The sequence below is a fragment of the Streptacidiphilus jiangxiensis genome (assembly GCF_900109465.1).
GTDB classification, from domain to species: Bacteria; Actinomycetota; Actinomycetes; order Streptomycetales; family Streptomycetaceae; genus Streptacidiphilus; species Streptacidiphilus jiangxiensis.
Genome location: NZ_FOAZ01000010.1, coordinates 197,157 through 224,113 on the forward strand (window position 1 = coordinate 197,157; position 26,957 = coordinate 224,113).

Below are 26,957 nucleotides of genomic sequence, written 5' to 3' on the forward strand. Positions count from 1 at the left end.
ACATTGATGAGCATCGATGATCGGGAGGGGTGCCGTCATGGCCACCTGGAGCACCACCTACCTCGCCGCCCTCGGCGACCCGGCCGTGACTCCGGCGTTCATGCCGCAGCCGCGGGCGTTCGCAGCCGCGGAGACCGTGCGCCAACGGGTCCGCGTGCGCCGCGGCGGCAGCGCCCTGCGGCTCGTCCTCAGCAACGAGTTCGGCACCGGGCCGCTGGTGTTCGACGCGGTGACGGTGAACTCCGTACCGCTGACGCTCGCCGGCGTGACGCGCTGGGAGATCCCCGCGGGGAGGACCGCGACCAGCGATCCGGTGGGGTTCGCGTTCGCCGACGGGGACGAGCTGACCGTGGACTGCGTGCTGGGCGCGGACGCCGGGGCGGGGGCGTTCCTGCACTCCGCCCAGCGCACGGGCGAGGTGCTCGGCTCGAGCGAACGGTTCGGCTCGCTCTACTGGATCACCCGGGTCCTGACGGACGCCCCCGCACGGGGTCCCGTGATCGTCGCCGTCGGCGACTCCCTCACCCGCGGCGACGGCACCTCGCCGGATCTCGACCAGCGCTACCCGGACCACCTGCAGCGGCGCGTCGGCACCACCGGCGTCGTCCTCAACGCCGGCATCGGCGGCAACCGACTGCTCGGCCCGCTGTTCGGCCCGACCCTGCCCGACCGCTTCGACCGCGACGTCCTGGGCGTCCCCGAGGCCACCCATCTCCTGCTCATGGCCGGCCTCAACGACCTCCCCGCGGGCGCCACGGCACCGGAGATCACGGCCGTGCTCTTCGACCTGGCGACGCGCGCACAGCAGCACGGCATCCGCCCGGTCCTCGGCACGCTGACGCCGATGATGGGCAGCGTCTACGAGACGTTCCGCGCAGCGGGCAACGAGGCGACCCGACTGGCCGTCAACGAGGCGGTCACCGCGCAGAAGGCGTGGCCGGTCGTCGACTTCGCCGCCGCCGTCGCGGATCCGGCGGACCCTTCCCGCCTCGCGCCGCCCTTCGACTCCGGCGACGGCGTCCACCTCAGCGACTCCGGCGCGGAGGCACTCGCCGCAGCCGTCCACCTGGACCTCGTGGCGGCACACGCCTGAGGGGCGCGAGGACTTGCGCGACAAGCCACCCGGTGAGACGGGGCCCCGAACCTCCAGGGCCATCCGCTCGTCAGTGGTTGCTCGCGCAGTTGCCCGCGCCCCGGACAGTGCGACTACCTGCGGGAGCCCGAACTACAGCACCAGCGCGGGCAGGTCCGCGACGCTCGCCAGCACGTGGGTCGCGCCGTCCGCGCGCAGGCGCGGGGCGTCGTGGGCGCCGGTGAGGACGCCGGCGACGATGCCCGCGCCGGCGCGGACGCCGCACTGCATGTCGTAGCCGGTGTCGCCGATGACCGCCATCTCCGCGACGCTGTCGGCCGCGCCGGTGCGCAGCAGCGCGGCGAGCGCCAGGTCGGGGTAGGGGCGGCCACGGCCGGCGTCCGCCGGGCAGAGGGCCAGGTCGACCAGCTTCTGCCAGCCCAGGGTCTCGATGATCCGCTGCTGCGTCGTACCGGAGAAGCCGGTGGTGAGCACGACCGTCAGGCCGGCCTCGCGCAGGCGGGTGATCGCGGCCTCCGCGCCGTCGATCGGGGCGCAGTGGCCCTCGCCGACGAGGCGGTCGTAGGCGGCCTCGAAGGCGATGTTGGCGCGCTGGGCGAGGCCCTCGTCGCCGAAGAGGCGGCGGAAGACGGTGATCTTGCTCTCGCCCATCGTGGCGCGCACGTCGGCGAGCATCGCCGCGTGGCGCTCGCTGCCGGCCTCGACGCCGAGCTCGCGTGCGGCCTCCTGGAAGGCGAGTTCGACCAGGCCCCCGTCGGCCACCGTGGTGCCGGCCATGTCGAGGACAACCAGCTTCGTCTGCTTCACAGCTGTTGCAGCCATCGGTCTACAGCTCCATCTCGTTCGCGGTCGCCTCGCCGATCGCGGGCGAACAGGTCATGCCACGGCCACCGGGGCCGGTCACCAGCCAGACGCCCTCACGCAGGCGCTCGCGGTGGACGACGCGGGTGGTGTCGACGCACTGGGCGTAGACGCCGGCCCAGCGGCGGCGGATCGCCGGCATCGGGCGGCCGAGCAGATCCTCGACCACTCCGCGCAGGTAGGCGTAAGGGTCCTCGACGACGTCGAAGCCGAAGGGCTGGTCGTACTCGTGGGTGTCGCCGATGGTCAGCGAGCCGTCGCGGCGCTGGACCATGAGCAGCTGCATCTTGTGCTCGGAGGCGATCGGGTGCTGCGGCTGACCGTCGTTCAGCCGGTCCAGGGCGGGGCCCTGGTAGGCGGGGTAGTAGCGGAAGCTGTCGCCGTCGGCGACGGAGGTGGTGAGCGGCACGTCCAGCGGCTCGGTCTGCATCATCTGCAGGCGCACCCTGCGCACCGGCAGCTGCGGGGCGAGCTCGCGGACCAGGCCGCCGAGCCAGGCGCCGGTGCACAGCACCACGCGGTCGCCGGCGTGCAGCTCGCCGCGGTCGTCGCGGACGGCGTTCTCGCCGACGACCTCGCGGACCTCGCGCCCGCCGAGGAAGGTGTACCGGCCGGAGGCGCGCAGGTGGTCCTGCAGGGCGCGCTGGGTGACCCGCGGCTCGACCTGGGCGTCGTGCGGCGACCAGAGCGCGCCGAGGAGCTTGCCGCCGAGCGCCGGGTTGGCCTCGCGGACGGCGTCCTCGTCCAGCCACTCCCAGCCGCGGCGGGCGGCGTCGGGGCGGGCGACGACCTCGGCGGCGACGGCTCGCTCCGCCTCGGTGCGCACCACGGTGAGCGAGCCGGAGGGGCGGAACCCGACCCCCGGCACCTCGGCGGCGATGCCCTCCCACAGCTCACGGGCCCGCAGCGCGGTGTCGAGCTCGGCTCCCTCGGACCGGCCGCCGACCCAGACCAGGCCGAAGTTGCGCACGGACGCGCCGCGCGCCTGCTCCTCGCGCTCCAGGTGGACGACCTCATGACCGCGCTGGACCGCATGCCAGGCATGCATGGTCCCCAGCGCTCCTGCTCCCACAACGATGACCTTCACGCCGACGACCTTCGATCTCCGCGGTTGCGCGACGGGACCTTCCCGGTGAATCCAGCATGAACAGCGGCGGCACGTTTGGACTAGACCCGTTATCGTTTTGTGACCAAAGAGCCTCGTTCCCCCTTCGGCGGCACGGCTACTCGGCCGCCCGGAGCTCGGTGGAGAAACTGAAGCGGTCACCCCGGTAGAGCGTGCGGACGCGCTCGAACGCCCGCCCCCGCACGTCCCAACTGCGCCGGTGCAGCAGCAGCATGGGCAGCGCCGGGGGCGTGCCGATGAGCAACGCCTCGCGCGGGGTGGCGAGCACCGTCTCGATCCGCTCCTCGCCGCCACCGGAGACCAGGCCGCCGGCGTCGCGGGCATAGGCGTAGAACGAGCCGACGGGGTCGAAGTCGTCGTCCAGGCGCGGCAGCAGCGCCACCGGCGCATAGGTGCTCTCCAGGCCGACGCGCTCGTCGTCGACGAGCAGGACGCGCTCCAGGTGCCAGACGAAGTCGCCGCGCTCGACGCCGAGTTCGCTCGCGGCGTCGGCGTCGGCGGCGAACCGCTCCAGGCCGATCAGGCGGCGACCCGGGGTGTGCCCCCGCTTGCGCACGCCCTCGGTGTAGGAGCCGAGGGCGAGCGGCTGCTCGATCTTCGGTCCGGCCACGACGGTGCCGCGGCCCTGGCGGCGGACCCGCCCCTCCAGCAGCAGCTCACGCAGGGCGAGCCGCAGGGTCTCCCGGGCGACGCCGTAGCGCTCGGCCAGCTCACGCTCGGCCGGCAGCGTGGCGCCCTCGCCCAATTCGTCCAGGAGCTCCGTCAGTTGCGCCTTGGCGAGGTAGTACTTGGGCATCCGGCCGTGTTCGGGGATGCCGGCCCGGACGGGAGCGCCGGGCGCGTGCGGCAGGCGCGGCGCCTGCGAGGGTGGTGGACTCACGCCCCCACGGTAACCGGCCGCGGCTGTTCGCCGACCAGATGTCCCCAGACCACCATCCGGTAGAGCGAGGTGAACGGGGGCGTGCAGGTGGTGAGGGTGATGTAGTGGCCGGCCGTGCGGTAACCGTAGCGGCCGGAGGGATGGTCGGTGCTGTACGGCTCGGGCAGCACCACGGTGCCGTCGCTCGGCTCGGTCTCGGGCAGGATCGAGTCGACCTGGTAGACGTAGTCCCACCCGGCGACCTCGACGATCACGGCGTCGCCGACCCGGATCCGGTCGAGGTACCGGAACGGCTGGCCGTGCGTGTTGCGGTGCCCCGCGACGGCGAAGTTGCCCGCCTGGCCCGGCATGGCCGTGCCGGGGTAGTGGCCGATGTAGCCGTGGTTGAGCACGGCGTACTTGTCGACGCCCTCCGCGACGGGGAAGACCAGGCCGAGCGTGGGGATGCGGATCACCGCGAAGGCGGTGAGGTCGCGGGCCATGGAGTCGATGCCCGTCCCGCCGCTCCCGCCCCGACCACCACCGCCGGTTCCGGACGCGGGCGGGGGCGCGGGGGTCCCGCTCGGCGACGCGCCGGCGGTCGGACCCGGCGCGGACGAGGGGGCCTGCGCCTGCTGCCGGGCCTGGCGCTGCGCCTGCGCGTCCCACTGGCGTTCCAGCGCGGAGACCGTCTGCGCGGCGTTGGCCTCGGCGGCGCGGTTGGTCCACCACAGCTCGTACGTCGCCAGCAGGACCGTCACCAGCCCCAGGGTGACCGCCAGTTCGCCGAAGAGGATGAGGCCGCGGCGCAGTCCCCACAGCCACCGCGGTCTCATCCCGGCTCCCCACGCGTCGAACCCCAGAGATCTCTGACGCGCCGTCAGATTACGCCTCCCGGCGCCACCCCGCCAGATGCGCGTCGATCTCACCGAGCAGACGGGCCTTGCCGGCGTCGTCGAGGAACGAGGAGCGGACGCCGTTGCGGGCCAGCTCCGCGACGCCGGCCTCGTCCAGTCCGAGCAGGGCGGCGACGACCTCGTACTCGTGGTTCAGATCGGTGCCGAACATCGGCGGGTCGTCGCTGTTGACGGTCACCACCAGGCCGGCGTCGACCATCTGCCGGATCGGGTGCTCCTCCATCCGCTCCACCACGCGGGTGGCGATGTTCGAGGTCGGGCAGACCTCCAACGGGATGCGGTGCTCACCGAGATGGTCCACCAGCGCCGGGTCCTTGACGGACTGCGTGCCGTGCCCGATCCGCTCCGCGCCGAGGAAGCGCAGGGCGTCCCAGACGGTCTCCGGCCCGGTGCTCTCCCCCGCGTGCGGCACGCTGTGCAGGCCGGCCGCGCGCGCCCGGTCGAAGAACGGCTGGAACTGCGGCCGCGGCACCCCGATCTCGGGCCCGCCGAGCCCGAAGCTCACCAGCCCGTCCGGCCGCAGGTCGAGCGCGAGACGCTCGGTCACCTCGGCGGACTCCAGTCCCGCCTCGCCGGGGATGTCGAAGCACCAGCGCAGGGTGACGCCCAACTCCTTCTCCGCGGCGTGGCGCGCGTCCTCGATGGCCTCCATGAAGGCCTCGCCCGGGATGCCGCGCCTGACGGAGCTGTACGGGGTGACGGTCAGCTCGGCGTAGCGGATGTTCTGCCGGGCCATGTCCTGCGCGACACCGTAGGTGAGCGCGCGCACGTCCTCGGCGTCGCGGATCAGGTCCACGACGGAGAGATAGACCTCGATGAAGTGGCCGAAGTCGGTGAACTCGAAGTACTTCGCCAGCGCGTCCGGATCCGTCGGCACGGACGTCCGCCCCTCGTACCGCGCTGCCAGTCCGGCGACGACGTGGGGGGAGGCGGAGCCGACGTGGTGGACGTGGAGCTCGGCCTTGGGCATTCCCGCCACGAAGGCGCGCAGGTTGTCAGTCATGGTCCACACACTCTCACGGGCGGCCCCGAGGTCAGACCAACGTCGAAATGGTGTGGATCAGCAACCCCGCGACCGCCCCCACCACCGTGCCGTTGATGCGGATGAACTGCAGGTCCCGACCGACGTTCGCCTCGATCTTGCGGGAGGCCTCGGTCGCGTCCCACCCCGCGACGGTCTCCGAGATCAGTGAGGTGATCTCGCCGCGGTAGGTGTCGACCACGTACTCCGCCGCGTCCTCCAGCCAGCCGTCGACCTTGGCCTGCATGCGCGGGTCCTCCGCCAGGCGCGTGCCGAAACTGCGCAGCCCGTCACGGATGCGGACCCGCAGCTGGCTGTTCTCGTCCTCCGCGGCCTCCATGACCATGCCGCGCACCGCCGACCATGCCGAGGCGATCAGGTCCTGCACCTCGGGGCGGGACAGCAGGTCGGCCTTGGCCCGTTCGATGCGGCCGATGGTCTCCGGATCCTCCCGCAGCTCCCAGGCGAAGTCCGACAGGAAGCTGTCGATCGCGCCGCGCGCGGCGTGGCCGGGGTCGTCGCGGACCTCGGTGGCGAAGCGCAGCAGCTCCCGGTAGACGCGGACGCCGATCTGGTTGTCAATGAACTTCGGCGTCCAGCCGGGCGCCTCCTCCGAGATGGTCCTGATGACCTGCTCGCGGTGGACGACGAGCCAGTCGTGCAGGCGGACCGCGCACAGGTCGACGACACCGCGGTGGCCGCCCTCCTCGACGACGCGGGAGAGCATCCGGCCGAGTGGCTGGGCGACGGGCTGGGCCGCGGCGCGGCGGGTGACCGCCTCGCCGACGACGGCCTGGACGTCCTCGTCGCGCAGCACGGTCAGCGCGCCGCGCAGCGCGGCGGAGGCCTCACGGGTCACCTTCTCGGCGCTGCCCGGTGCGGAGAGCCACTGGCCGAGGCGCCTGCCGACGCCGAGGGCGCGCAGGCGGGTGCGGACGACCTCGATGGAGAGGAAGTTCTCACCGACGAAGGTGCCGAGGCTGACGCCGAAGGCGTCCTTCTTGGTGGGGATGATCGCCGTGTGCGGGATGGGCAGCCCGAGCGGTCGCTTGAACAGCGCCGTCACGGCGAACCAGTCGGCCAGCGCACCGACCATGCCGGCCTCGGACGCCGCCTGGACGTAGCCCGCCCAGGAGCCGGCCCCCGAACGCAGCGCCCAGGTGGTGAGGACGTAGATCACCGTCGCGATCACCAGGAAGCCGGTCGCGATGGCCTTCATCCGACGCACGCCACGCCGTTTCACCTCGTCGGAGGCGGTGTAGCGCACCGCACCGGCCCCGGCGGGCATACGGTCTACTCGCGCGTCGGTCGCTTCTTCCGGCTTCTTGGGGAGCGTATCCACGGTGCAAGTGTCACCCGTCTCTCAGAAAAATCCGCGCCAGAAAACACAACGGTCGAACCGTCGGAGAGATCAACGATGGCGTCCCCCCGTTCCGTGCCCGTGTCCTTCCCCTCCCCCGGTGCGACCGGCGGCCTGGCCGGCTACGCCGAGCACTTCGCCGAGTCCGAGGGCTACCTCGACTTCGGCCGCTTCGGCCCGCCCTCCCGGGACGTGCTGGACACCACCCGGCTGCTCCTGGAGCAGAGCGCCCGCGCCGACGCGTCGACCGTGGACGAGCTGATGCGGCAGGAGCTCCGCGCCCGCGAGGCGGCGGCCGAGCTGCTCGGCGGCGTGCCGGTGGAGGCGGTGGCGTTGCTGCCCAATGCCAGCACCGGGCTGTTCCACGCCGCGTTCGGCCTGCCGCACGGCACGGTGCTGGTGCCGGCGCGCGAGTTCCCCTCCAACGCCTACCCGTGGCTGCGAGCGGCCCGACTGGGCCGGGTGCGGCCGGTCACGCTCGAGCCGGACGCCTACGGCCGCGTGACGCCGGAGCTGGTCCGGCAGGCCCTGACGGCCGAGACCGTCGCCGTCTCGGTCTCCGCGGTCGACTACCGCACCGGTTACCGTGCGGACCTGGGCGGCATCCGTGAGGTGATCGGGCCGGACCGGCTGCTGGTCGTGGACGCGATCCAGGGCATGGGCGTGACGGACCTGCCCTGGGCGGCGGCCGACCTGGTGGTGACCGGCGGTCAGAAGTGGCTCCGCTCGGGCTGGTCGACCGGCTTCCTGTACGCCTCCCCGCTCGCCCTGGAGCGGCTGGAGCCGACCCTGACGGGCTGGACCGGGGTGCAGGACGTCGGCGTCTTCGACAGCCAGGAGCACCCGCCCGCAGTGGGGGCGGCACGCTTCTCGCTCACCAACCTCAGCCCGGTGACGGCGGGCGCCTTCGCCGCGGGGCTGGAGCTGGTGCTGCGCACCGGCGTGGACCGGATCGCGGCTCACGTCGCCGAGCGCACCGCGCAGCTGATCGACACGGTGCGCAGCGTCGGCGGCGTGGTGCTCTCGCCGGAGGCCGAGCAGGAGCGGGCGGGCATCGTGGCGTTCACGATGCCCCGCACCGAGCCCGTCCTGGTCGCGGCGAGCCTGGCCGAGCACGGCGTCACCGCGACCGTCCGCCCGGACCAGCTGCGGCTGTCCGCGCACGGGTCGACGACGCTGGCCGCCGTGGACCGGGTCCACCGGGCGCTGACGTCCCTTCCGGTGTGACCGCCGCGGGCTCGCCCACCTCCAGGGGCCGGCCCGTCCCCAGGGGCTCGCCTACTTCCAATCCACCCCGTCGGCCTTGGTGTAGGTCCAGCCCTGGGCGGTCCACAGCGGCGCCTGGGCCGCGAGGCGGGTGCGGAAGTCGGACCAGTTGCGCGCCGACTGCGGGGTCCAGGCGACCTCGGCCAGGGCGGGGAGGCGCGGGAGTTCCATGGTCTGCAGGTCCGACGTCGTGGACAGGGTCTCGGTCCACAGCAGCGTCTCCACGCCCGCGACCGAGCCTGCCGGTACTCCCGGAACGTACGTGTCGGGGTTCCAGTCGTAGGCCTGCCGCACGCCGACGTACCCGGCCCAGTCCAGGCCGAGCGTGGTGGAGGCGTCGTACTTCTGGTCGAGGTAGGTGTGGTCCGCCGGGGACATCAGCAGTTTCGCGCCGCGGCCGGTGGCGGCCGCGATGCCGGTGCGCAGGTCGTCCGTCAGGTCGTACTGCGGGTGCCACACCTGGACCAGGTCCGGCTGCTCCGGCGCGGCCTCGTCCCAGGCGACGACCTGCTTGCCGTGGGCGTGGCCGACGGCGATCGCGCGCTTCATGAAGGCCCGGTAGTCGGCGGGGTCGAGCGTCTTCGCCTCGTCGCCGCCGAGGTGGATCAGCGGACCGGGGGTCAGCGCGGCGATCGCGGACACGACGTCGTCGACGAACCGGTAGGTGGACTCCTTGGTGGTGCAGACCCGGCTGAAGCCGACGCCGATGTCGGTGTAGGGCGCGGCGGCGGGGTCGCCGTCGCAGGCGAGCTCGGGGTAGGAGACGATCGCGGCGTTGCTGTGGCCGGGCAGGTCGATCTCCGGGACGACGGTGATGTGGCGGGCCGCGGCGTAGCGGACGATGGCGCGGTAGTCGGCCGCCGTGTAGAAGCCGCCCTTGCCGCCGCCCACCTCGGTCAGGCCGCCGACGGCGGTCAGCTGCGGGCGGCTGCTGATCGCGATGCGCCAGCCCTGGTCGTCGGTGAGGTGCAGGTGCAGGTGGTTGAACTTGTACAGCGCCAGCACGTCGACGTACGACTCGACCTGGGCGACGGAGAAGAAGTGCCGGGCCACGTCGAGGCCGCCGCCCCGGTAGGCGTAGCGCGGGTGGTCGTGCACGTCGACCGGCGGGACGGTGCCGGTCGTCCGTCCGGCGGGCAGGAGCTGACGCAGTGTCTGGCCGCCGTAGAACAGCCCGGCGCCGTCCGCAGCGGTGATCAGCACGCCGGACGGCCCGGCGGTCAGCGTGTAGCCCTCGGGGCCGGTACCGGCCTGCGGGTCCAGCCGGAAGGTGATGCCGGGGCCGGGCGTGGCGCCGCCCGCCGGACTGCCGCCCGGCAGGTCCAGCTCGCCCGCCACGAGCATCGCCGCGGCCCGGGCGTCCGCCCCGCCCTCGGCGAGGACGGAGGTGCGCGAGGTGACGGTGAAGCCGGCCCCGGACCCGACCGTCAGCTGTGCGGGCCGTGGCACGACCGCCGGCGTCCGGCTGCTCGCACCGCCCGTGTCACCCTCGCCGGACGAGCAGCCCGCGACCAGCGCCAGCGCGGCGGCCGCGCCCACCGTGAGGAGGGCGCGGCCGATCCTTGGTCCCGCGCTGCGTGTCATGCGGACCATGCTGCACATGGTCTGGACCAATTGCAATCAGCCGGCGTCAGCTCGACGGCTTCAGGCACATGACGAAGTTGTTGTCCGTCTCGGTGTGCGTGTAGGTCGTGGTCGCGTCGGACGGGCAGCCGCTGGTGTCGGTGGTGCCGTACAGCTTCTTCTCCACCACGTAGACGCCGCTGCCGCTGCCACAGTCCACGATCTTCAGGTCGGGGCTGCTGTTGGTGCCGTAGTTCTTCACGCACTGGCCCTCGATCGCGAGGTTGCCGTCGATGCCGCCGCCGTCGGTCGGCAGGTCGGTCGGCATCGAGGTGTCCGTCGGCAGGTCCGTCGGCGTGTCGGTCGGCGTGTCCGTCGGCAGGCTCGTCGGCGAGTCGGTGACGTAGGGCCCGGGGGTCGGGTAGACCGGGCCCGAGTTGCCCGCCAGCGAGACGGCCACGGCCAGGATCAGCACCAGGAGGAAGGCGATCGGCACCAGGAAGCCCGCCGCCTGCGGGCGCTGCAGCAGCGGCTTACCCGGGTCCATCGGCGGGCCCGGCGGGTAGGGCGCCGGCTCGGGCAGCGCCTTGATCTTGTTGAACGCCGCGAGGTTCATGAAGAGGTAGATCGGCACCATGAACAGCGAGCCGTAGCCCCACCAGCCCTGCGCCAGCGACTGCGCGGACATGTCGCGCACCGCCGCCGTGCCACAGGTCCGGCAGTACGGGCCGGGCAGCCGCGTGTACCGGTAGAAGAACCAGCGCCCCTTCAGCGAACGCACCATCGCGTCCGTCGCCGGGTAGCCGCCGCAGAACCGGCAGGTCCCCCCGCCCTGCTCCATCCCGGGCTGTCCGTAGGGCTGTTGACCGTAGGGCTGCTGACCGTAGCTGGGCTGGGGCGGGACCTGGTACTGCGGCGGCTGCTGGTCCTGCGGATAGCCGTAGCCACCCGGCTGCGGCTGGGGCGGCTGCGGCGCCTGCGGGTAGCCGTAACCCCCCTGCTGCGGCACGGGGTTGCCATAAGGGTTCGGCTGCGGCGGCTGCTGGCCGTAGGGGTTGGACTGGTCGTACGGACCGGGCTGCTGCCCGTACGGGTTCGGTGCGCCGTACGGGCTGCCGGGCGGCTGCGGCGGAGTGGCCACGGAGAAGTCCCCCATCGAACGGTTGATGCCCGTGTCGATCTGACGCACGGACAGACGGGAACCTTATCCGCTCCTTACACCACGCCGCCGACCGCCCCTGCCCCTGCCGTCACACCGCTACCACCGCCTCCCCGTACATCCGGGCGATGACGTCCTCGATCTCCGGCTCGCGAACCGAGAGGTCCCGCAGCGCGTAGCGCCCGGCGAGCGCCGCGACCAGCGGCGCCGCGCTGGCCGAGGCCGGGAAGGCCAGCCACTGCCGGGTGCCCTCGCAGCGCACCAGCCGGGTGCCGGGCAGCTCGATCGGCGGCTGCTCCCGCTCCAGATCGACCACCAACGTCCTTTCACTGCGGCCCTGTTCGTGCAGGCCGTCGAGGCCGCCGTCGTAGACGACACGGCCGTGGTCGATGACCATGACGCGCGAGCAGAGCTGCTCGATGTCGGTCAGGTCGTGCGTGGTGAGCAGCACGGTCGTACCGCGCTCCGCGTTGACCCGGGCCAGGAACTCGCGCACCCGACGCTTGCTGACCACGTCCAGACCGATGGTCGGCTCGTCGAGGTACAGCACCTCGGGCTCGTGCAGCAGGGCGGCGGCGATGTCGCCGCGCATCCGCTGGCCGAGCGAGAGCTGGCGCACCGGCACGTCCAGCAGGTCCTCCAACTCCAGCAGTTCGACGCAGCGCGCGAGGTTGCGGGTGTAGGTGGCGTCGGGGATGCGGTAGATGCGGCGGGCCAGCTCGTAGGAGTCGCGCAACGGCAGGTCCCACCAGAGCGTGGTGCGCTGTCCGAAGACCACGCCCATGCGCTGCGCCAGCCGGACCCGGTCGCGCACCGGGTCGGCCCCGGCCACCCGCAGCCGCCCGCTGCTGGGCAGCAGGATCCCGGTGAGCATCTTGATGGTGGTGGACTTGCCGGCCCCGTTGGGGCCGATGTAGCCGACCATCTCGCCGCGCCGGACGGTGAAGTCCAGCCCGGCGACGGCATCGACGACCGTCCTGGTGCGCCGGAACCGGCCGGCCCGGCGACGGACCACGAAGCTCTTGGTGACACCCTCGACCTCGATCAGCGCATCGTCCACGGCACAAACCCCTTTCTGGTGCTGACGGTGGTTCAACTTCCGGTACTGCGGTAGGAGCGGATACCGGTACGCCACAGCAGGCCGGCCACGACGACGCACAGCAGCGCGGCGATCGGGGAGGCGAACGCGTACCAGGACGGCAGGCCCAGCGGGTCGGGACGGCCCAGCAGGTGGAGCGCGGGCAGCCAGTTGACGAAGGCGAGCGGCACGCCGTAGACGGTGCCGCGGACGATGTCGCGGGCGTAGATCGTCGGCGGGTACTGGAGCATGGTGGCCCCGCCGTAGGTGAACGAGTTCTGCACCTCGGCCGCGTCGGCCATGAAGAAGTGGAAGGCCGAACCGCCGACGAAGACCGAGCCGAAGATCACCGTCCCGCAGATCACCAGCGAGACCAGCAGCAGCGCCTTGAGCGGCGTCCAGTCCAGGTGCAGGTGGGCGACGGACCAGACCAGGACCGCGCCGGACTGGGTGACCCGGCCGAGCCGACGCAGCGCGAAGCGGTCGCCGGCGATCTGCGCGAGCGCGGGGACGGGCCGGACCAGAACGGTGTCGACGGAGCCGTCCCGCACCCGGACTCCGAGCTGGTCCATACTGCCGACGAGCAGGTCGGCGAGCCCGAGGGTGAGGCCGGAGGTGCCGTAGAGGAAAGCGACCTGCGGCAGGCTCCAGCCGCCGAGGGCGTGGGTGTGCAGGAACATCACGGCGATGACCGCGAAGTCCAGCCCCGACAGGAGCATGTTGCCGACGGCGGTCATCCAGAAGGAGGCCGGGTAGGCGAGCGCGGCCCGGATCCACATCCGCACGATGTGGCCGTAGCAGCGCAGCGCATGGCCCGGCTCCCAGCGGCCGGACCGCCACAGCGGGAGGTGCGTCTCAGCCACCCTGCACCACCACCTTCAGCACGGCGCGCCCCTGCACCAGCCGTCCGATCCCGAGCAGCACCACGGCCCAGACCAGCTGCAGGCCCAGCGCCGCGAGCGTGCCGGCGGCGTCGTAGCGCTGCAGGAAGACGTCGGCGGGCACCTGGAAGACGGCGACGAACGGGAGCGCCCGCGCGATCGCCTCCAGGACGGGAGGGAAGAGGGTGACGGGCAGGAAGAAGCCTCCGAAGAACGAGCAGGCGAGGAAGTAGACGAGCTGCACGCCGCGCACGTCGAGCAGCCAGAAGGCGGTCAGCGCGACGAGGTAGCGGATCGCGTAGCCGACCACGAGGGCCAGCACCAGTGCGAGCGCGCTCGCCGACCAGCAGGCCGCGACCGCCCAGCCGGAGCCCTGGGGTACGCGCAGGTGGAAGGCGAGCGCGCCGACGAGCATCGGGATCGCGGCGTTGGCGACCAGCTGGTAGCCGGCCCGACCCAGGTCGCACGCGAGCCACCAGGCCTGCTGGTCGACCGGGCGGTACAGGTCGACGGCGACGTCGCCGTTGCTGATCCGGGTCTGCAGGTCGGTCAGGGCGCCGAGGTCGTTGAGGGCGGCGACGGAGAGCAGGCCCTGGCCGATCCAGACGTAGGTGAGGGCCGACGACAGGTCGTAACCGCCCAGGTGCGGACGGACCTGCCACAGGGCGAGGTAGGTGTAGCTGATGATGAAGCCGAAGACGGTGTTGGTGATCACGCGCGCGCCGGTGGCGGCACGGTAGGTCGCGTAGCGCCGGAAGCTGCGGACACAGACTGCGGTGTACATCACACTCCCTTCTCTGACCTGCTGCTGTGCCGGCGCACAGCGAGCGGATGTCGACTTGTCGACAGGCATGGCGGCGGGCCCGCGCGCTTGCGCGGGAACGCCGAAATGGCCCCGTTCGTCGACACCCGGGGGGTGTCACGAAGGGGCTGGCGCCGTCGTTGTTCGGTTGTGCGCGGCTGTGACGCCGCTCTCACAGCGTAGCGAAGTCGACGCGCCGAGTGTCACAGCACCGCCACAAAGGTCCCGCGAGCGGCCTAGGAGGTTCGCCCACCACCGGACAATCCGGCACAGTAGAGCAGAATGCCCCGATTGGGGCGTTTAACGATCACGCAGACCAGATCAAGCAGACGAGTCGGCACCACCAGACGAACCACCGGAGCACCACCGCATGGGCAGCAGTGACAGAGGCATGGACGATCCGGACAGCCTGGCCAATCCCATGGACGGTGGCACCCTCGAAGCCGAGGACCGGGCCGAAGGAGGCGGAATGGGCGCCAGCGGGCGCGATCGACGCCGCGCCAAGAAGGCGGCGCGGAAGGCGAGGCGCAAGGCGCTCCCCTGGTACCGGCGGATCATCCCCACCTGGCGGATGGCCCTGGGGGGCCTGCTCACGGCGGTGCTGCTGGGCGTGGCCGCCTTCGTCGGCATCTACCTGAGCGTCGAACCGCCGAACGCCAACGCCGCCGCGGTCGCCCAGGCGAACATCTACTACTACAACGACGGCAAGACCGTGATCGGGCAGACCGGCGAGACGAACCGGATCATCATCCCGCTCAACCAGATCTCGCCCGAGATGCAGCACGCCGCGGTCTCCGCCGAGGACCGCACGTTCTACTCGAACCAGGGCGTCAGCCTCACCGGCATGGCCCGCGCCGCCTGGGACACCGCCCGCGGCCAGGGCGTCCAGGGTGGTTCGACGATCACGCAGCAGTATGTGAAGAACTACTACCTGAACCAGAACCAGACGATCAGCCGGAAGATCAACGAGTTCTTCATCGCGCTGAAGGTGGACCGCACCGAGTCCAAGAGCGACATCCTGGCCGGGTACCTGAACACCTCCTACTTCGGCCGCGGCGCCTACGGCGTCCAGGCCGCCGCCCAGGCCTACTTCGGCATCAACGCCTCCCAGCTCAACGCCGAGCAGAGCGCCTACCTGGCCGCCCTGCTCCAGGCGCCGAGCGCCTACGACGTGAACTCCTCCACGACCACCCAGGCCGGCAAGCAGGCCGCGGTCAACCGCTGGAACTACGTCATGGACGGCATGACCAAGCTCGGCTACCTGAACGCGGCCGACCGCGCCAAGGCCACCTTCCCGACGGTCAAGAAGGCCGCCTCGGTCAAGGGCATGTCCGGGCAGGCCGGCTATCTGATCGACATCGCCGACAACTACCTGTTCAGCAACAAGGTCATGACCCGGGACGAGCTGTCCCAGGGCGGCTGGAAGATCGTCACGACCTTCAGCAAGAGCGACCAGAACGCGCTGGCGGGCTCGGTGAAGGACGAGCTGAGCGGCCTCAAGTCCAACTCGGCCAAGGCGAAGTACATCCGCGCGGGCGCCGCCTCCGTGGAGCCGTCCACCGGCAAGGTCGTCGCCGCCTACGGCGGTCCGGACTACATCACCCAGCCGTACAACGACGCGCTGCGCGACGACATCGCGGAGGGCTCGACGTTCAAGGCCTTCACCCTGGCGGCTGCGCTGTCGCAGCACGCCACCACGCAGGACGGGCGCACCATCACCCCCTACACGACCTACGACGGCACCAGCGGCCGCCAGGTCATGGGCCTGCCGCCGAACGTCGCGGCCTACAACCCGCCCAACGAGGACGACATGAACTACGGCCAGATCAGCGTGGCCACGGCCATGGCGAAGTCGGTCAACTCCGTCTACGCGCAGATGGCCGCCGACGTCGGCCTGGACCAGGTGCGCCAGGCCGCGATCAACGCCGGGCTCCCGGCGGACACGCCGGGCATGAGCGCGGGCAACGCCTCGATCGCCCTGGGCACCTCGTCCCCGAACGCGATCGACCTGGCGGGCGCGTACGCGACCTTCGCCAACCACGGCATGCAGATCACCCCGTGGTCGGTGCAGTCGGTCAGCCAGGACGGCGAGTCCAAGACCATGCCGCAGCACTCCGCGAAGCAGGCCTTCGACCGCAGCGTGGCGGACACCGTGACGCAGGTCCTGCAGGGCGTCGTCAACAACGGCACCGGCTACGCCGCGCAGGCGCTCGGCCGCGACGCGGCGGGCAAGACCGGCACCACGGACGCGAACAAGTCCGCCTGGTTCGCCGGTTACACCCCGCAGCTCTCCACCGCCGTGGGCCTGTTCGCGCAGCTGCCGAACAACCACCAGATGTCGCTCGGCGACGCCGCGGGCATCTCCCGCGTCAACGGCGGCTCGTACCCGACGCAGATCTGGACGAACTACATGCAGCAGGCGCTCGCCGACCTGCCGGACGTCAGCTTCGACCTGCAGACGGGCAGCTACTACACCGCCCCGACGCCGACCACCGTGCCGACCCCGTCGTCCACGGCCACCACCACCCCGACGCCGACCCCGACGCGGACTCCGATCACCCCGAACCCGTGGCCGACCAGTCAGCCGACCACGCAGCCCACGACTCAACCGACGACCCAGCCGACCACGCAGCCCACGACGCCGCCGGCCACGCCGACGACGAAGCCGTCACCGCAGAACGTGGTCCAGACGCCGTAGTCACCGCGTCCCGGAAGTGGGCTCCAGCCGACGCTCGAAGAGCATCAGGCTGGAGCCCTCGCCGTTGTAGCCGTCGACGGGGCCGGTGACGGAGAAGCCCATGGCGGTGTGGAACGCGATCGACCCGTGGTTGACGGGCGAGGTCACCGCCCGCACCACGTCGCGCCCGGCCGCGGCCGCCTCGGCGAAGAACTCCCGGTACAGCCGCCCCGCGAGCCCGCTGCCCCGCAGCGCCGGGTCGACCCCGACGAAGTGGATGTACGCCTCCTGCGCCAGCGAGGGCGACAGGAACGCGATCAGGAACCCGGCGAGCGACCCGTCGGGGTGCTCGGCGACGCGGCTGGTGGCGTGGAAGTGCTCCAGGTAGAGCCGCGGCAGCGTGGCCTTGATCGGCCGCCCCCACCACGTGTCGACCACGGCGACGATCGCGTCGTAGTCGGCAGGTCGGGCCTGGCGGACCGTCAGGTCCCGGAAAGCATCGAAGGGCATGGAGCACATCCTGCTCCATGCCCTCTCCCTCAGACGAGCAGGTCGTAGCTCTGCCAGCCGCCACCAACCAGCACCCGTGGGAGGTACGGAACGCCGACCTCGCCCGTGCCGGTGTACAGCCACAGCCTGCCGGCTCCATCGCGGGCGACCAGCCCGTCGTGCCCCGAGGACGAGGCATCGCCCGACTGCACGACGGTGTTGTAGATCTGCCAGCCGCCGCCGACCCGGACCCGCTTCGTGGTGTTCTCCTCCCACCGGTAGAGATCGGGCACCAGCCAGAGGACACCCGAGCCGTCCCGGGCCGCGAACCACTGCTGGCGGGCGAGGCGCCCGGCGCCCGTCACGGTGGAGTACCCGCGCAGCGGCTCGGCCGTCCCTCCGGCGGCGCTGAAGGGACTGCTCGCCTTTCCGGTGCCGATGAGGAAGACGGTCGGGTTGCCGCCGTAGTCCACGACATCGGCCAGACCGTCGCCTTCGAGCGGACCGTTCGCAGCCAACCGGTTCGTGGTCCCGACGACGGGCACGCTCGCCGGAACGCGGGGCCGGAACGGGGCCGAGGCGTTGCCGGTCCCCTGGTACAGCCACAGGTGGCCGGTGCGGTCCCGGGCGATCAGGTCGTCGTGTCCGTCCTTGCTGAGGTCGCCGGAGGCGACCAAGCTGGTGTAGACCATCCAGCCGCCGCCCACGCGGATCCGGTGGCCGTACGGCGCGGCGGCGCGCCCGGTGCCGGGAAAGAGCCACAGGACACCGGCGCGGTCCCGTGCGAGGAGATCGGGCCTGCCGTCCCCGGTGAAGTCGTGGGTCAGGCACTCCCCGCGCCGGATGGTGAACGCCTGCTGCCGGTCGGTCAGTACCTGGCCGTTCCCGGCCGTGACGGCGATGTCGGCGTCGAGGGTCGCCGGCGGGAGCGTGCAGTCGGCGTCAAGGGTGAGCTGCCAGTAGTAGTTGGGCTGTGCCCCACTGCCGATCGTGGCCGGCGCGAAGTCCTGCGGCGGCAACGCGAGACTGAGGGAGCCGTCCGGGTTGGCCGTCCATGCGGCCGCAGGGACCAGGTTGTCGGTGCCCACGCCGGCCCCCGGCTCCAGGCCGGCCGCCACCTGCGCCGCGGTGTATCCGGCCGCGCGCAGTTGCGCCGCACTGACGGTGACCACCGCCCGGGCACCCACCAGGCCGGGGCTGACGGCGGGATCGACGTCCAGCATGTAGGAGTTCGGCGTCGTGGTCTGCACGATCGGCATCGCGCTGGTGAAACCGTTGCCGGTGCCGGCGGTGCTCTGCCAGGTGGTCGCGTCGCTCACGTCGACGATCGGGGCCGTGACCGGCGCGCTGCTCGCCTCGACCTGACCCGACGCGTGGTCCACCAGTTCCGCGGTCATGGTCACCGGCACGTACGTGCCGAGCGGCTCGCGCAGGTCGATCTGTCGGTCCAGGACCTGCCCGGCGGTCAGCGTCGTGCCGTAGGGGACGTGGAGACGGACGGTGACGGTCGTCCCGGAGGCGTCCGTCACCACGGTGGACGGTTCGAGCACCTGGTTGCCGGTGAAGGCGGTCAGTCCCGGGGTCGAGGCGTGGAAGACGTACACGACGTCGGCGGGAGCCGCAGGCAACTGCCCGAGGGTGACGTCGAGATGGTAGGGCTCGGCAACCGAGTAGTACGCGGGGCCCTGAAGACTGATGGCCGCAGGGCTCTGGTCGACTGCAGCGCTCTGGTCGGCCGAGGCCGGAGCGGCGGGAGCGAGGCAGAGCAGGCAAGCGGCGCCCGCCGCGAGCAGGCGCGGGCCAGCGGAACGAAGACGCATTGGACGATCCCCTCCTGGCGGCCCGCACCCCGGCAGAGGCAGATGGACCGCGCTCGAACGACTGGCAGCGCGGTGATCATAGAGCCTCGCCCGACCCGGAAGGCAGGAGGGGCTGCCACCGGTCGTCGCACCGGCGGCAGCCCCTCGCCCAGGAGGTTCGGGCTCAGAAGTTGATCATGTGCCCGGCCAGGCCGTGGATGGCCTCCTTGACCGCCTCGCCCAGCGTCGGGTGTGCGTGGACGTTGCGGGCCACCTCGGTGACCGTCAGGTCCCACTGCTGGGCCAGGGTCAGCTCCGGCAGCAGCTCGGTGACGTCCGGGCCGATCAGGTGCGCGCCGAGCAGCTCGCCGTGGGTGGCATCCGCGATGATCTTGACGAAGCCGCCGGGCTCGCCGATGCCGTGCGCCTTGCCGTTCGCCGTGAACGGGAACTTGGCGACCTTGACGTCGAAGCCCTTCTCGCGCGCCTGCGCCTCCGTCCAGCCGAAGCTGGCGATCTGCGGCTGGCAGTAGGTGGCGCGCGGGATCATCACGTAGTCGAGCTCCATGGTCTCCTCGTCGGCGATGGTCTCCGCCGCGATGATGCCCATGGACTCGGCCGCGTGAGCCAGCATCAGCTTGGCCGTCACGTCACCGATCGCGTAGATGTGCGGCACGCTGGTGCGGCAGCGCGCGTCCACGTCGATGGCGCCGCGCTCGGTCAGCGCCACGCCGGTGTTCTCCAGGCCGTAGCCCGTCACCCGCGGCGCGAAGCCGATCGCCTGCAGCACCTTGTCGGCCTCCAGCACCTGCTGGGCGCCGTCCTTGCCGGTCACGGTGACGCGGACCTTCTCGCCGCTGTCGTCGATGGAGTCGACCCGGGTCGAGGTGAGCACCTGGATACCCAGCTTGCGGTAGCGCTTGGCCAGCTCCGCCGAGACGTCCGCGTCCTCCAGCGGCACCATCCGGTCGAGGAACTCGACGATGGTGACCTTGACGCCGTAGTTGTGCAGCACGTATGCGAACTCGACGCCGATGGCGCCCGCGCCCGCGATGACGATGCTCTCGGGGAGGGAGTCGCTGAGGATCTGCTCCTCGTAGGTGACCACGCGGCTGCTGAGCTGCGTGCCCGGCAGCAGGCGGGTGGTCGCGCCGGAGGCGATGATGCAGTGGTCGAAGGTGACCGTCTCGGTCCCGCCCTCGACCAGGGCGACCTGCAGGGTGTTGGCGTCGACGAAGTGGCCACGCCCCTGGAACTGGCGGATCTTGTTCTTCTTCATCAGGAAGTGGACGCCCTTGACCCGGCCGTCCGCGACCTGGCGGCTGCGCTCGAACGCCGCCTTGTAGTCGAAGCTCACCTTGCCGTCGACCCGGATGCCGAAGGTGTCGGCCTCGTGGGTGAACAGGTGCGCCAGCTCGGCGTTGCGCAGCAGCGCCTTGGAGGGGATGCAGCCCACGTTCAGGCAGACCCCGCCCCAGTACTTCTCCTCGACGATCGCCGTGCTCAGACCCAGCTGCGCGGACCGGATCGCGGCCACGTAGCCGCCGGGACCGGCGCCCAGAACCACCACATCAAAGTGCTCACTCATGCCTCGGACTCTACGCCCAACCGGGGCCCGCCACCTCGGCTGTGATCGACGTGACAGTCGGGTGGCGCACGCGGCCCCGGTCCCGGCCGTCCCCTGGCTCCTCCGTCCGCGTGAGGCCGTTTCCGGCGAGTCAGAGCGGCGCCGACCGCCCTCGGCAGGAAGATGCCGTCATGGGTGACAAATCGGAAGAATCGACCGGCCTGGGCGGCGCATCGGGACTGGTCCTGCTGACGCTGGCCTCGGGACAGTTCGTCATGGCGCTCGACAGCTCCGTGATGAACGTGTCGATCGCGACCGTGGCGCACGACGTGGGCACCTCGGTGACCGGGATCCAGGGCGCGATCACGGCTTACACGCTGGTGATGGCCGTGCTCATGATTCCCGGCGGCAAGGTCGGGGAGATCATCGGCCGCAAACGCGCGTTCATGATCGGCTGCGTGGTCTACGGCTGCGGCTCCTTCACCACCGCGCTCGCACCGAACCTGCCCGTGCTGCTGCTGGGCTGGTCCTTCCTGGAGGGCGTCGGCGCGGCGCTGATCCTGCCGGCGATCGTGGCCCTGGTCGCCTCGAACTTCACCAAGCAGCAGCGCCCGGCCGCCTACGGGCTGGTCGCGGCGGCCGGCGCCATCGCGATCGCCCTCGGACCGCTCATCGGCGGCATCGCGACGACCTACTTCTCCTGGCGCTGGGTCTTCGTGGGCGAGGTCGTGGTGATTCTCGGCATCCTCCTGCTCGCGCGTCGCATGGCCGACGCGGTGCCCGACCGGTCCCCTCGCATCGACGTGGTCGGCGCCGTCCTGTCGGCGCTCGGCCTCGGCCTGTTCGTCTTCGGCGTGCTCCGTTCGAGCGGCTGGGGCTGGTTCGTCCCCAAGCCCGGCGGGCCGTCCTGGTTCGGCCTCTCACCGGTCGTCTGGCTGATGCTGGCGGGCCTGCTGGTGCTGTGGCTGTTCCTCCGCTGGGAGGCCCGCCTCACGACGCAGGGCCGGGAGCCGCTGGTCGACCAGGCGATGCTGCACAACCGTCAGCTCACAGGCGGACTGACGATGTTCTTCTTCCAGTACCTGATGCTGATGGGCGTGTTCTTCGTCGTGCCGCTCTATCTGTCGGTGGCACTGGGCCTGTCCGCGCTCGCCACGGGCGTGCGGATCCTGCCCTTGTCACTCACGCTGCTGGCGGGGGCCGTCGGCATCCCGCGCCTCTTCCCCGACGTGTCGCCGCGCCGCGTCGTGCGCTACGGCCTGCTCGCGATGGTGGCCGGCGCGGCGGTGCTGATGGCGACCCTGAAGCCCAGCTCGGGGGCGGCGGCCACCACCGTGCCGCTCCTGCTGATCGGCCTGGGCATGGGCGCTCTCGCCTCCCAACTCGGATCGGTCACCGTCTCCGCGGTCCCGGACGAGCAGAGCGCCGACGTCGGAGGCATCCAGAACACCGTCACCAACCTCGGCGCCTCCATCGGCACGGCACTCGCCGGATCGGTCATGATCGGGGTGCTCACCTCGTCGTTCCTGACGAACGTGGAGCAGAGCCCAGCCATCCCCGACCGGGTCAAGGCCCACGCCACGGAGCAGCTCGCCGGTGGCATTCCGTTCCTGTCGGACGCCCAGCTCCGGGCCGCCCTCGACCAGGCGGGGGCGAACTCGCAGGTGACCCAGGCGGCGCTCGACGCCAACGCGGACGCTCGGATCGACGGCCTGAAGGTCGCCCTGGCGATCCTCGCGTTCGTCGGGCTCATCGGGCTGTTCTTCGTGCAGCGCATCCCGACGACGCAGCCCGGTTCGACCGACCGCCCGGGCAGCTGATCCCCGGCGGGCCGCCGGCAGAACCGGCTTCCGCTCCAGGTACAGCCTCCCGTGCTGATGCCGTCGGCGTCGCGTGTGCTCACCAGGTCCTGCCTGCCTGCTCCCGGATCATGTGGTTGATCCGGAGGTCGGCAGCTGCATCCCGGACCTCGTCGGTCACGCCGGGGGCACCCGCCTGGATGCGGGTGGCGGCCTCGGTCAGCGCGAGCGCCGCCGCTCCTCCTCGGCGTGGTTCCGTCAGCCTTGTTCCTTCAGCGGTTACCTGGACCCGTCCGGGCCCGACATCACCCATGACGGAGCGGCTTCGGGGAAGGTGACAACATGTTCGAGACCGGCTCGACGGACCCGGTGGCCGAGGCGTGGCTGCGACTCTCCCGTCAGGAGACGGCGGCCATCGAGAACCTCGCCGGCTGGCTCTTGCCGGCGATGGTTCCATCACGGCCGATGCGTCGCGCGTCGCCAGGTAAGCCGGTTCAAGGAGGCCGGTCCACCGACCTGCCGAGCCAGGCAGCCGGCCTCGCGGCGGCGCGGCCGCGCGGTCTGCGGGAGAGGCTCAGTCGGCGTCGAGACCGAGCGTCTCCGGGAGCCGACGCAACGCCTCCCGGTTGTCCGGGTCGGGCTCGCTGTCAGCGATGCGCCCGAAGATCGCCGTCAGGTCGCCCCGCTCCTGGCCGGACAGCTCGGACAGCACGAACGAGACGTCCTCGACGAGGTTGCCGGCCATCGCCGGGTCCATGTCCTCGGCGCTGCTGTTCTCGATGCTCACCAGGAGCTGTCCCAGCGCCTGAACGACCTTCTCCGTCAACGCGACGTCGCCCATCCGACCCCTCCGCCTACAGGTACAGGCCCGTGCTCGTGCCGTCCGCCTCGCTCACCCGCTCGGACGCGACCGCGTGGATGTCGCGCTCCCGCAGCAGCACGTAGATGGTGCCGCGGACCTCGACCTCGGCGCGGTCCTCCGGGTCGTACAGGACCCGGTCCCCCGGCTCGATGCTGCGCACGTTCTGGCCGACGGCCACGGCCTCGGCCCAGGCGCATCGCTTGGACAGCTCCGCGGTGGCCGGGATCAGGATGCCGCCGGTGGAGCGTCGCTCCCCCTCCGGGCCCTCGGTGCGGACCAGGACGCGGTCGTGCAGCATCCGGATCGGCAGCTTCTCGCCGAAGGAGGAGTCGTGCTTCTTCTTGCTCACAGTGTCGTCCGCACTCACGCAGAAACCGTACAGGCAGCCGGAGGCTACTTCTTCCGGCGCAACAGCACGAGACCGACCACCACCGCGCCGGCGACCGCCACGACGGGGATGATCCGCTCCTTGCGCGGCTGCCCCTTCTCGTCCACGAACTGCGCCCGCACCTGCTCCACACCACGGTTCACGGCCACGAACGCCTGACCGACCGTGCGGTCGACGGACGCCTTGGCCTGCGCCTTGGCCTGGCCGACGATCGTCGAGGGGTGGACGGCCACCGCCAGCTCGTCGAGCGTCGCGGCGAGCTGCGCCCGGGTGCGGGCGATGTCCGCCTCGATCTGGGCCGCGCTCCGCCGGTCCCGACTCTCGTCCCTGGTGCTGACCTCGCCCACGAGGACACCCTCTCTCGCTCGCTCGCCGACTGCTACTCCTTCTGGACAGTCTGTCAGGTCCCGCGCGCCCGCGCGCAGCGGCACCCCGCTGTGAGACACGCCGCAACCGGGCGCCCCGGGCGGTACCGTCGCAGCATGAGTGCCCGACTTTCCCCCGGCGACGCCGCGCCCGCCTTCACCCTGCCCGACGCGGACGGCAAGGCCGTCTCGCTCGCGGACCACCTCGGCCGCAAGGTCATCGTCTACTTCTACCCGGCCGCACTGACACCGGGCTGCACCAAGCAGGCCTGCGACTTCACCGACAACCTGGACGCGCTGGCCGAGGCCGGCTACGACGTCATCGGCGTCTCCCCGGACAAGCCCGAGAAGCTCGCCAAGTTCCGGGAGAAGGAGCACCTCAAGGTCACCCTGGTGGGCGATCCGGAGAAGGAGGTGCTGCAGGCCTACGGCGCCTTCGGCGAGAAGACGATGTACGGCAAGACCGTCACCGGCGTCATCCGCTCCACCTTCGTCGTCGACGAGCAGGGCAAGGTCGAGCACGCCTTCTACAACGTGCGCGCCACCGGCCATGTCGCCAAGCTCATCAAGGACCTGAAGATCTGATCCGCCGCAGACGCGAAGAGGGCCCCAGCGGATGCCGGGGCCCTCTCGCATTGCCGCTGCTTACTGCATGGAGCTGTTCATCGCGTTGATCAGCGAGCCGGAGGCGTCGTCACCCTCGAAGGAGAAGGCGAAGATGCCGCCGAGGCCGTTGGTGCTGGCGTACTGGCCGCGGGCGGTGATCGCCTGCGGGGTGTCGCCGGTGTAGAAGTTGGTGCCGTCGTAGATCCACGAGCTCTGCGTGGTCGGGTCCCAGTGGACGGTCGAACCGGTGGTCAGGCCCTTGGCGGCCAGCTCCTTCCAGTCGGCGATGCCCGCCTCCTGGGTGTAGGTCTGGGCCGGGCTGGCGCCGGTCGCCGACTGGTACAGGCCGTAGTTGCTGCCGGCCGGGACGCCGGTCCAGCCGCGGAAGTAGAACGGGACGCCGAGGACGATCTTGGAGGCCGGGAAGCCGCCGGTGATGCCGTAGGCGGAGTCACCCGTGGTGTAGGCCTTGATGGTCTCGTCGATGTTGTACTTCGCCGTTCCCGGGGCGATCGCCTTGCTCGGGTCGTTCGACGTGTCGTGCAGCGGGTCCTGGAAGTTGGTCGGACCGGTCGAGTCCCAGGCGCCGTGCATGTCGTAGGTCATCAGGTCGCCGTAGTCCAGGTACTTGGAGATCGCGGCGGGCTGGATCAGCGCGATCTTGTCCTGGCCCGACGGCAGGGCCGCGGTCAGCATGTAGTGCTTGCCGACGGTGGCGCCGTAGGCGTCCAGCTCGCTGCGGAACTCGCCCAGCAGGGCGGTGTAGTTGGCGGTGTCCGCGGCCGAGGTGTGGTTGCCGGTGTGGCCGCCGGTCGAGGCCGGGTACTCCCAGTCGATGTCGATGCCGTCGAAGAGGCCGGCCGCCGAGCCCGTGCCGCCGGAGGCGTCACCGGAGATGTTCGTCGGCAGGTTGCCCTTGATGAACATGTCGAGGCAGGAGGAGACGAACTTCTTGCGGGACGCGTCGGTGGCGGCCACGTCGGAGAAGTACTTCGAGTAGGTCCAACCGCCGATGGAGAGGTTGATCCGCAGGTTCGGGTACTTCGCCTTCAGCTCACGCAGCTGGTTGAAGTTGCCCTTGATCGGCTGCGACCAGGTGTCGGAGGTGCCGTCGACGGAGATGTCCGAGGTGTAGGACTTCTGGTAGTCGGCGAACGCGTCGCCCGCGCCGTCACCGGCGTTCGGGTCCGACTCGTTGGTGGAGTCCGAGGCCTTGACCGTCTCGAAGCAGGTCAGGTTCGTCGGGTCGATGTTCTCGAAGGCGTAGGTGATGACCTTCATGCCCGCGGCCGCGCCCGAGGTGCCCACGTTCTTCGGGTAGTAGGCGTTGCCGTAGATCGACCACTGGTCGAAGTAGGCGGACTTCATCGCGCCCGTCGGTGCCCCGGCCGTGGTGACGGTGATCGGGGTGGACTGCGCGGAGGCGTGACCGTCCTTGTCGTAGCCCTGGACGGTGAAGGTGTAGCTGGTGTTCGGCAGCAGCGAGCTGACGGTGACGCTGTTGCCCATGGCCGTGGCCATCAGGTTGGCACCGCTGTAGACGTAGTACGCCGGGGTGTCGCCGGTGCCGGAGCTGTCCGTGGAGCCGGTCCAGGTCAGCGTCACCGCGTTGTTGGTGACCTTGGCCGAGACGCCGGACGGGGTGGAGACCAGGCCGTCGCCGCCGGGCGCGGTGCCGCCGCCGGAGGTGGCGGACGCGGACGGGCTCGCGGAGGTCGCCGAGGCTGACGGGGAGGCGGAGGTGGCACTCGCCGAGGGCGAGGCGGAGGTGGCCGAGGCCGACGGGGAGGCCGAGGTGGCGGACGCCGAGGGCGACGCGGAGGTCGCGGACGCGGACGGGCTGGAGGTGCCGCCGCCGGAACCGGCCGGACCGGTCAGCGCGACGTCGTCGGCGTAGTAGGTGCCCTGGCCGTACCAGCCGTGCGTGTAGACCTGCACCGAGGTGGTGGAGGCGCCGGTGGTGAAGCTGGTGCTCAGCTGGCCGTAGCTGCTGTTGCTCGGCGTCCAGGTGCTGGCGCTGACGCCGGTGCCGGTGGCGCCGATGTAGACGTACGCGCCCTGCACGTAGGCGGAGAGCGTGTAGGTGGTGTTGGGCTGCACGGAGACGGTCTGCGTGCACTGCGCGTCGTCGCTGGAGTTGGCCGCGCCGGCAAGGGCGTGGCTGCCGCCGTGGACCGGGGAGGTGACCACGGAGTCCAACGTGGAACAGGACCAGCCGGTCAGGTTGCCGGTCTCGAAGTCGCCGTTGGTCAGAAGGTTGGTGGCGGCCGCGTTGGCGCCAGTGATGCCGGCGGCGAGCGCGATCGTCCCGGCCACGAGGGCGGTGGCGGCCGCGAGGGCGGTGCTGCGCTTCATCCTCCGCTCCGGGGCCGCGGGGACGGGCAGGGCACGCTGGTGCATGGTGCTACTCCGTGGGTTG

Annotated in this window: 23 protein-coding genes; 5 read left to right on the plus strand and 18 right to left on the minus strand. The window is 71.3% G+C overall.

Translation table 11 applies throughout. The annotated features are described in order from the left end of the window. Positions 1-37 precede the first annotated feature (37 nt). Complete coding sequence (locus BMY61_RS20585; protein WP_042459088.1) at positions 38-1,093, plus strand: GDSL-type esterase/lipase family protein; 1,056 nt, start codon at positions 38-40, stop codon at positions 1,091-1,093. 132 nt (positions 1,094-1,225) lie between these two features. Here the strand turns inward: BMY61_RS20585 and BMY61_RS20590 are convergent, their stop codons facing one another. From BMY61_RS20590 to BMY61_RS20615, 6 genes are all read right to left on the minus strand, one after another. Next, on the minus strand, positions 1,226-1,915 hold the full coding sequence (locus tag BMY61_RS20590; RefSeq protein WP_042459091.1) for a phosphonatase-like hydrolase: 690 nt from the start codon (positions 1,913-1,915) through the stop codon (positions 1,226-1,228). Positions 1,916-1,919: 4 nt separating this feature from the next. Further along, positions 1,920-3,041, minus strand: coding sequence for a TIGR03364 family FAD-dependent oxidoreductase (locus BMY61_RS20595; RefSeq protein WP_042459093.1), 1,122 nt, complete (start codon positions 3,039-3,041; stop codon positions 1,920-1,922). Between the two features lie 136 nt (positions 3,042-3,177). After that, positions 3,178-3,960 carry a GntR family transcriptional regulator gene (locus BMY61_RS20600; protein WP_236656640.1) on the minus strand — a complete coding sequence of 261 codons (783 nt, stop codon included), beginning with the start codon at positions 3,958-3,960 and terminating at the stop codon, positions 3,178-3,180. Beyond that, complete coding sequence (locus BMY61_RS20605) at positions 3,957-4,775, minus strand: class E sortase (RefSeq protein WP_042459097.1); 819 nt, start codon at positions 4,773-4,775, stop codon at positions 3,957-3,959. The genes BMY61_RS20600 and BMY61_RS20605 overlap by 4 nt, the downstream gene beginning before the upstream one ends. A gap of 49 nt (positions 4,776-4,824) precedes the next feature. Further along, positions 4,825-5,859 carry an adenosine deaminase gene (locus tag BMY61_RS20610; protein ID WP_042459100.1) on the minus strand — a complete coding sequence of 345 codons (1,035 nt, stop codon included), beginning with the start codon at positions 5,857-5,859 and terminating at the stop codon, positions 4,825-4,827. A gap of 31 nt (positions 5,860-5,890) precedes the next feature. Next, positions 5,891-7,165, minus strand: coding sequence for a DUF445 domain-containing protein (locus BMY61_RS20615; RefSeq protein ID WP_042459103.1), 1,275 nt, complete (start codon positions 7,163-7,165; stop codon positions 5,891-5,893). A 129-nt stretch (positions 7,166-7,294) separates the two neighbouring features. Here BMY61_RS20615 and BMY61_RS20620 point away from each other — a divergent pair, with 129 nt between their 5' ends. Then, entirely contained in the window at positions 7,295-8,464 is a 1,170-nt protein-coding gene (locus BMY61_RS20620) for an aminotransferase class V-fold PLP-dependent enzyme (protein ID WP_042459106.1), read from the plus strand. A 51-nt stretch (positions 8,465-8,515) separates the two neighbouring features. Here the strand turns inward: BMY61_RS20620 and BMY61_RS20625 are convergent, their stop codons facing one another. From BMY61_RS20625 to BMY61_RS20645, 5 genes are all read right to left on the minus strand, one after another. Continuing rightward, complete coding sequence (locus BMY61_RS20625; RefSeq protein ID WP_236656641.1) at positions 8,516-10,087, minus strand: beta-N-acetylhexosaminidase; 1,572 nt, start codon at positions 10,085-10,087, stop codon at positions 8,516-8,518. A gap of 46 nt (positions 10,088-10,133) precedes the next feature. Continuing rightward, positions 10,134-11,222 carry an LppU/SCO3897 family protein gene (locus BMY61_RS47780; RefSeq protein WP_236656642.1) on the minus strand — a complete coding sequence of 363 codons (1,089 nt, stop codon included), beginning with the start codon at positions 11,220-11,222 and terminating at the stop codon, positions 10,134-10,136. Between the two features lie 94 nt (positions 11,223-11,316). Then, entirely contained in the window at positions 11,317-12,285 is a 969-nt protein-coding gene (locus BMY61_RS20635) for an ABC transporter ATP-binding protein (protein ID WP_082015619.1), read from the minus strand. Positions 12,286-12,317: 32 nt separating this feature from the next. After that, complete coding sequence (locus BMY61_RS20640; RefSeq protein ID WP_082015624.1) at positions 12,318-13,082, minus strand: ABC transporter permease; 765 nt, start codon at positions 13,080-13,082, stop codon at positions 12,318-12,320. Positions 13,083-13,158: 76 nt separating this feature from the next. After that, a complete protein-coding gene (locus BMY61_RS20645; RefSeq protein ID WP_042459108.1) occupies positions 13,159-13,968 on the minus strand; it encodes an ABC transporter permease in 810 nt (269 codons plus the stop codon). Positions 13,969-14,377: 409 nt separating this feature from the next. Here BMY61_RS20645 and BMY61_RS20650 point away from each other — a divergent pair, with 409 nt between their 5' ends. Further along, positions 14,378-16,684 carry a transglycosylase domain-containing protein gene (locus BMY61_RS20650; RefSeq protein WP_052439467.1) on the plus strand — a complete coding sequence of 769 codons (2,307 nt, stop codon included), beginning with the start codon at positions 14,378-14,380 and terminating at the stop codon, positions 16,682-16,684. Here the strand turns inward: BMY61_RS20650 and BMY61_RS20655 are convergent, their stop codons facing one another. The 3 genes from BMY61_RS20655 to lpdA form a co-directional block, all read right to left on the minus strand. After that, complete coding sequence (locus tag BMY61_RS20655; RefSeq protein ID WP_042459111.1) at positions 16,685-17,173, minus strand: GNAT family N-acetyltransferase; 489 nt, start codon at positions 17,171-17,173, stop codon at positions 16,685-16,687. It abuts the gene before it with no gap. Between the two features lie 29 nt (positions 17,174-17,202). After that, a complete protein-coding gene (locus BMY61_RS20660) occupies positions 17,203-18,972 on the minus strand; it encodes an FG-GAP repeat domain-containing protein (RefSeq protein WP_042459114.1) in 1,770 nt (589 codons plus the stop codon). A 163-nt stretch (positions 18,973-19,135) separates the two neighbouring features. After that, positions 19,136-20,539, minus strand: coding sequence for a dihydrolipoyl dehydrogenase (lpdA, locus tag BMY61_RS20665; protein WP_042459117.1), 1,404 nt, complete (start codon positions 20,537-20,539; stop codon positions 19,136-19,138). Positions 20,540-20,709: 170 nt separating this feature from the next. Here lpdA and BMY61_RS20670 point away from each other — a divergent pair, with 170 nt between their 5' ends. Further along, positions 20,710-22,338: an MFS transporter gene (locus BMY61_RS20670; RefSeq protein WP_042459120.1), complete on the plus strand. Its 1,629-nt coding sequence runs from the start codon at positions 20,710-20,712 to the stop codon at positions 22,336-22,338. Positions 22,339-22,891: 553 nt separating this feature from the next. Here the strand turns inward: BMY61_RS20670 and BMY61_RS20675 are convergent. The 3 genes from BMY61_RS20675 to BMY61_RS20685 form a co-directional block, all read right to left on the minus strand. Next, positions 22,892-23,158 (minus strand): hypothetical protein, encoded by a 267-nt coding sequence (locus tag BMY61_RS20675; RefSeq protein ID WP_042459123.1) that lies wholly within the window; start codon positions 23,156-23,158, stop codon positions 22,892-22,894. 13 nt (positions 23,159-23,171) lie between these two features. Then, positions 23,172-23,477: a GroES family chaperonin gene (locus BMY61_RS20680; RefSeq protein ID WP_143094459.1), complete on the minus strand. Its 306-nt coding sequence runs from the start codon at positions 23,475-23,477 to the stop codon at positions 23,172-23,174. A gap of 95 nt (positions 23,478-23,572) precedes the next feature. Beyond that, positions 23,573-23,914, minus strand: coding sequence for a DUF3618 domain-containing protein (locus BMY61_RS20685; protein ID WP_042459129.1), 342 nt, complete (start codon positions 23,912-23,914; stop codon positions 23,573-23,575). A gap of 135 nt (positions 23,915-24,049) precedes the next feature. Between BMY61_RS20685 and bcp the strand changes: the two genes are divergently transcribed. Continuing rightward, complete coding sequence (gene bcp, locus BMY61_RS20690; RefSeq protein WP_042459132.1) at positions 24,050-24,517, plus strand: thioredoxin-dependent thiol peroxidase; 468 nt, start codon at positions 24,050-24,052, stop codon at positions 24,515-24,517. Between the two features lie 60 nt (positions 24,518-24,577). Here the strand turns inward: bcp and BMY61_RS48435 are convergent, their stop codons facing one another. Beyond that, positions 24,578-26,938 (minus strand): glycosyl hydrolase family 18 protein, encoded by a 2,361-nt coding sequence (locus BMY61_RS48435; RefSeq protein WP_042459136.1) that lies wholly within the window; start codon positions 26,936-26,938, stop codon positions 24,578-24,580. Between the last annotated feature and the right edge of the window lie 19 nt (positions 26,939-26,957).

Excerpts from the sequence above, each read along its gene's own strand:
- BMY61_RS20585 (WP_042459088.1), top strand. The coding sequence starts at position 38 with ATGGCCACCTGGAGCACCACCTACCTCGCCGCCCTCGGCGACCCGGCC.
- BMY61_RS20660 (WP_042459114.1), bottom strand. The coding sequence starts at position 18,972 with ATGCGTCTTCGTTCCGCTGGCCCGCGCCTGCTCGCGGCGGGCGCCGCT.
- lpdA (WP_042459117.1), bottom strand. The coding sequence starts at position 20,539 with ATGAGTGAGCACTTTGATGTGGTGGTTCTGGGCGCCGGTCCCGGCGGC.
- BMY61_RS20655 (WP_042459111.1), bottom strand. The coding sequence starts at position 17,173 with ATGCCCTTCGATGCTTTCCGGGACCTGACGGTCCGCCAGGCCCGACCT.
- BMY61_RS20610 (WP_042459100.1), bottom strand. The coding sequence starts at position 5,859 with ATGACTGACAACCTGCGCGCCTTCGTGGCGGGAATGCCCAAGGCCGAG.
- BMY61_RS20590 (WP_042459091.1), bottom strand. The coding sequence starts at position 1,915 with ATGGCTGCAACAGCTGTGAAGCAGACGAAGCTGGTTGTCCTCGACATG.
- BMY61_RS20680 (WP_143094459.1), bottom strand. The coding sequence starts at position 23,477 with ATGCTGCACGACCGCGTCCTGGTCCGCACCGAGGGCCCGGAGGGGGAG.
- BMY61_RS20605 (WP_042459097.1), bottom strand. The coding sequence starts at position 4,775 with ATGAGACCGCGGTGGCTGTGGGGACTGCGCCGCGGCCTCATCCTCTTC.
- BMY61_RS20650 (WP_052439467.1), top strand. The coding sequence starts at position 14,378 with ATGGACGATCCGGACAGCCTGGCCAATCCCATGGACGGTGGCACCCTC.
- BMY61_RS47780 (WP_236656642.1), bottom strand. The coding sequence starts at position 11,222 with ATGGGGGACTTCTCCGTGGCCACTCCGCCGCAGCCGCCCGGCAGCCCG.
- BMY61_RS20670 (WP_042459120.1), top strand. The coding sequence starts at position 20,710 with ATGGGTGACAAATCGGAAGAATCGACCGGCCTGGGCGGCGCATCGGGA.
- BMY61_RS20615 (WP_042459103.1), bottom strand. The coding sequence starts at position 7,165 with ATGCCCGCCGGGGCCGGTGCGGTGCGCTACACCGCCTCCGACGAGGTG.
- BMY61_RS48435 (WP_042459136.1), bottom strand. The coding sequence starts at position 26,938 with ATGCACCAGCGTGCCCTGCCCGTCCCCGCGGCCCCGGAGCGGAGGATG.
- bcp (WP_042459132.1), top strand. The coding sequence starts at position 24,050 with ATGAGTGCCCGACTTTCCCCCGGCGACGCCGCGCCCGCCTTCACCCTG.
- BMY61_RS20625 (WP_236656641.1), bottom strand. The coding sequence starts at position 10,087 with ATGACACGCAGCGCGGGACCAAGGATCGGCCGCGCCCTCCTCACGGTG.
- BMY61_RS20675 (WP_042459123.1), bottom strand. The coding sequence starts at position 23,158 with ATGGGCGACGTCGCGTTGACGGAGAAGGTCGTTCAGGCGCTGGGACAG.
- BMY61_RS20640 (WP_082015624.1), bottom strand. The coding sequence starts at position 13,082 with ATGTGGATCCGGGCCGCGCTCGCCTACCCGGCCTCCTTCTGGATGACC.
- BMY61_RS20645 (WP_042459108.1), bottom strand. The coding sequence starts at position 13,968 with ATGTACACCGCAGTCTGTGTCCGCAGCTTCCGGCGCTACGCGACCTAC.
- BMY61_RS20620 (WP_042459106.1), top strand. The coding sequence starts at position 7,295 with ATGGCGTCCCCCCGTTCCGTGCCCGTGTCCTTCCCCTCCCCCGGTGCG.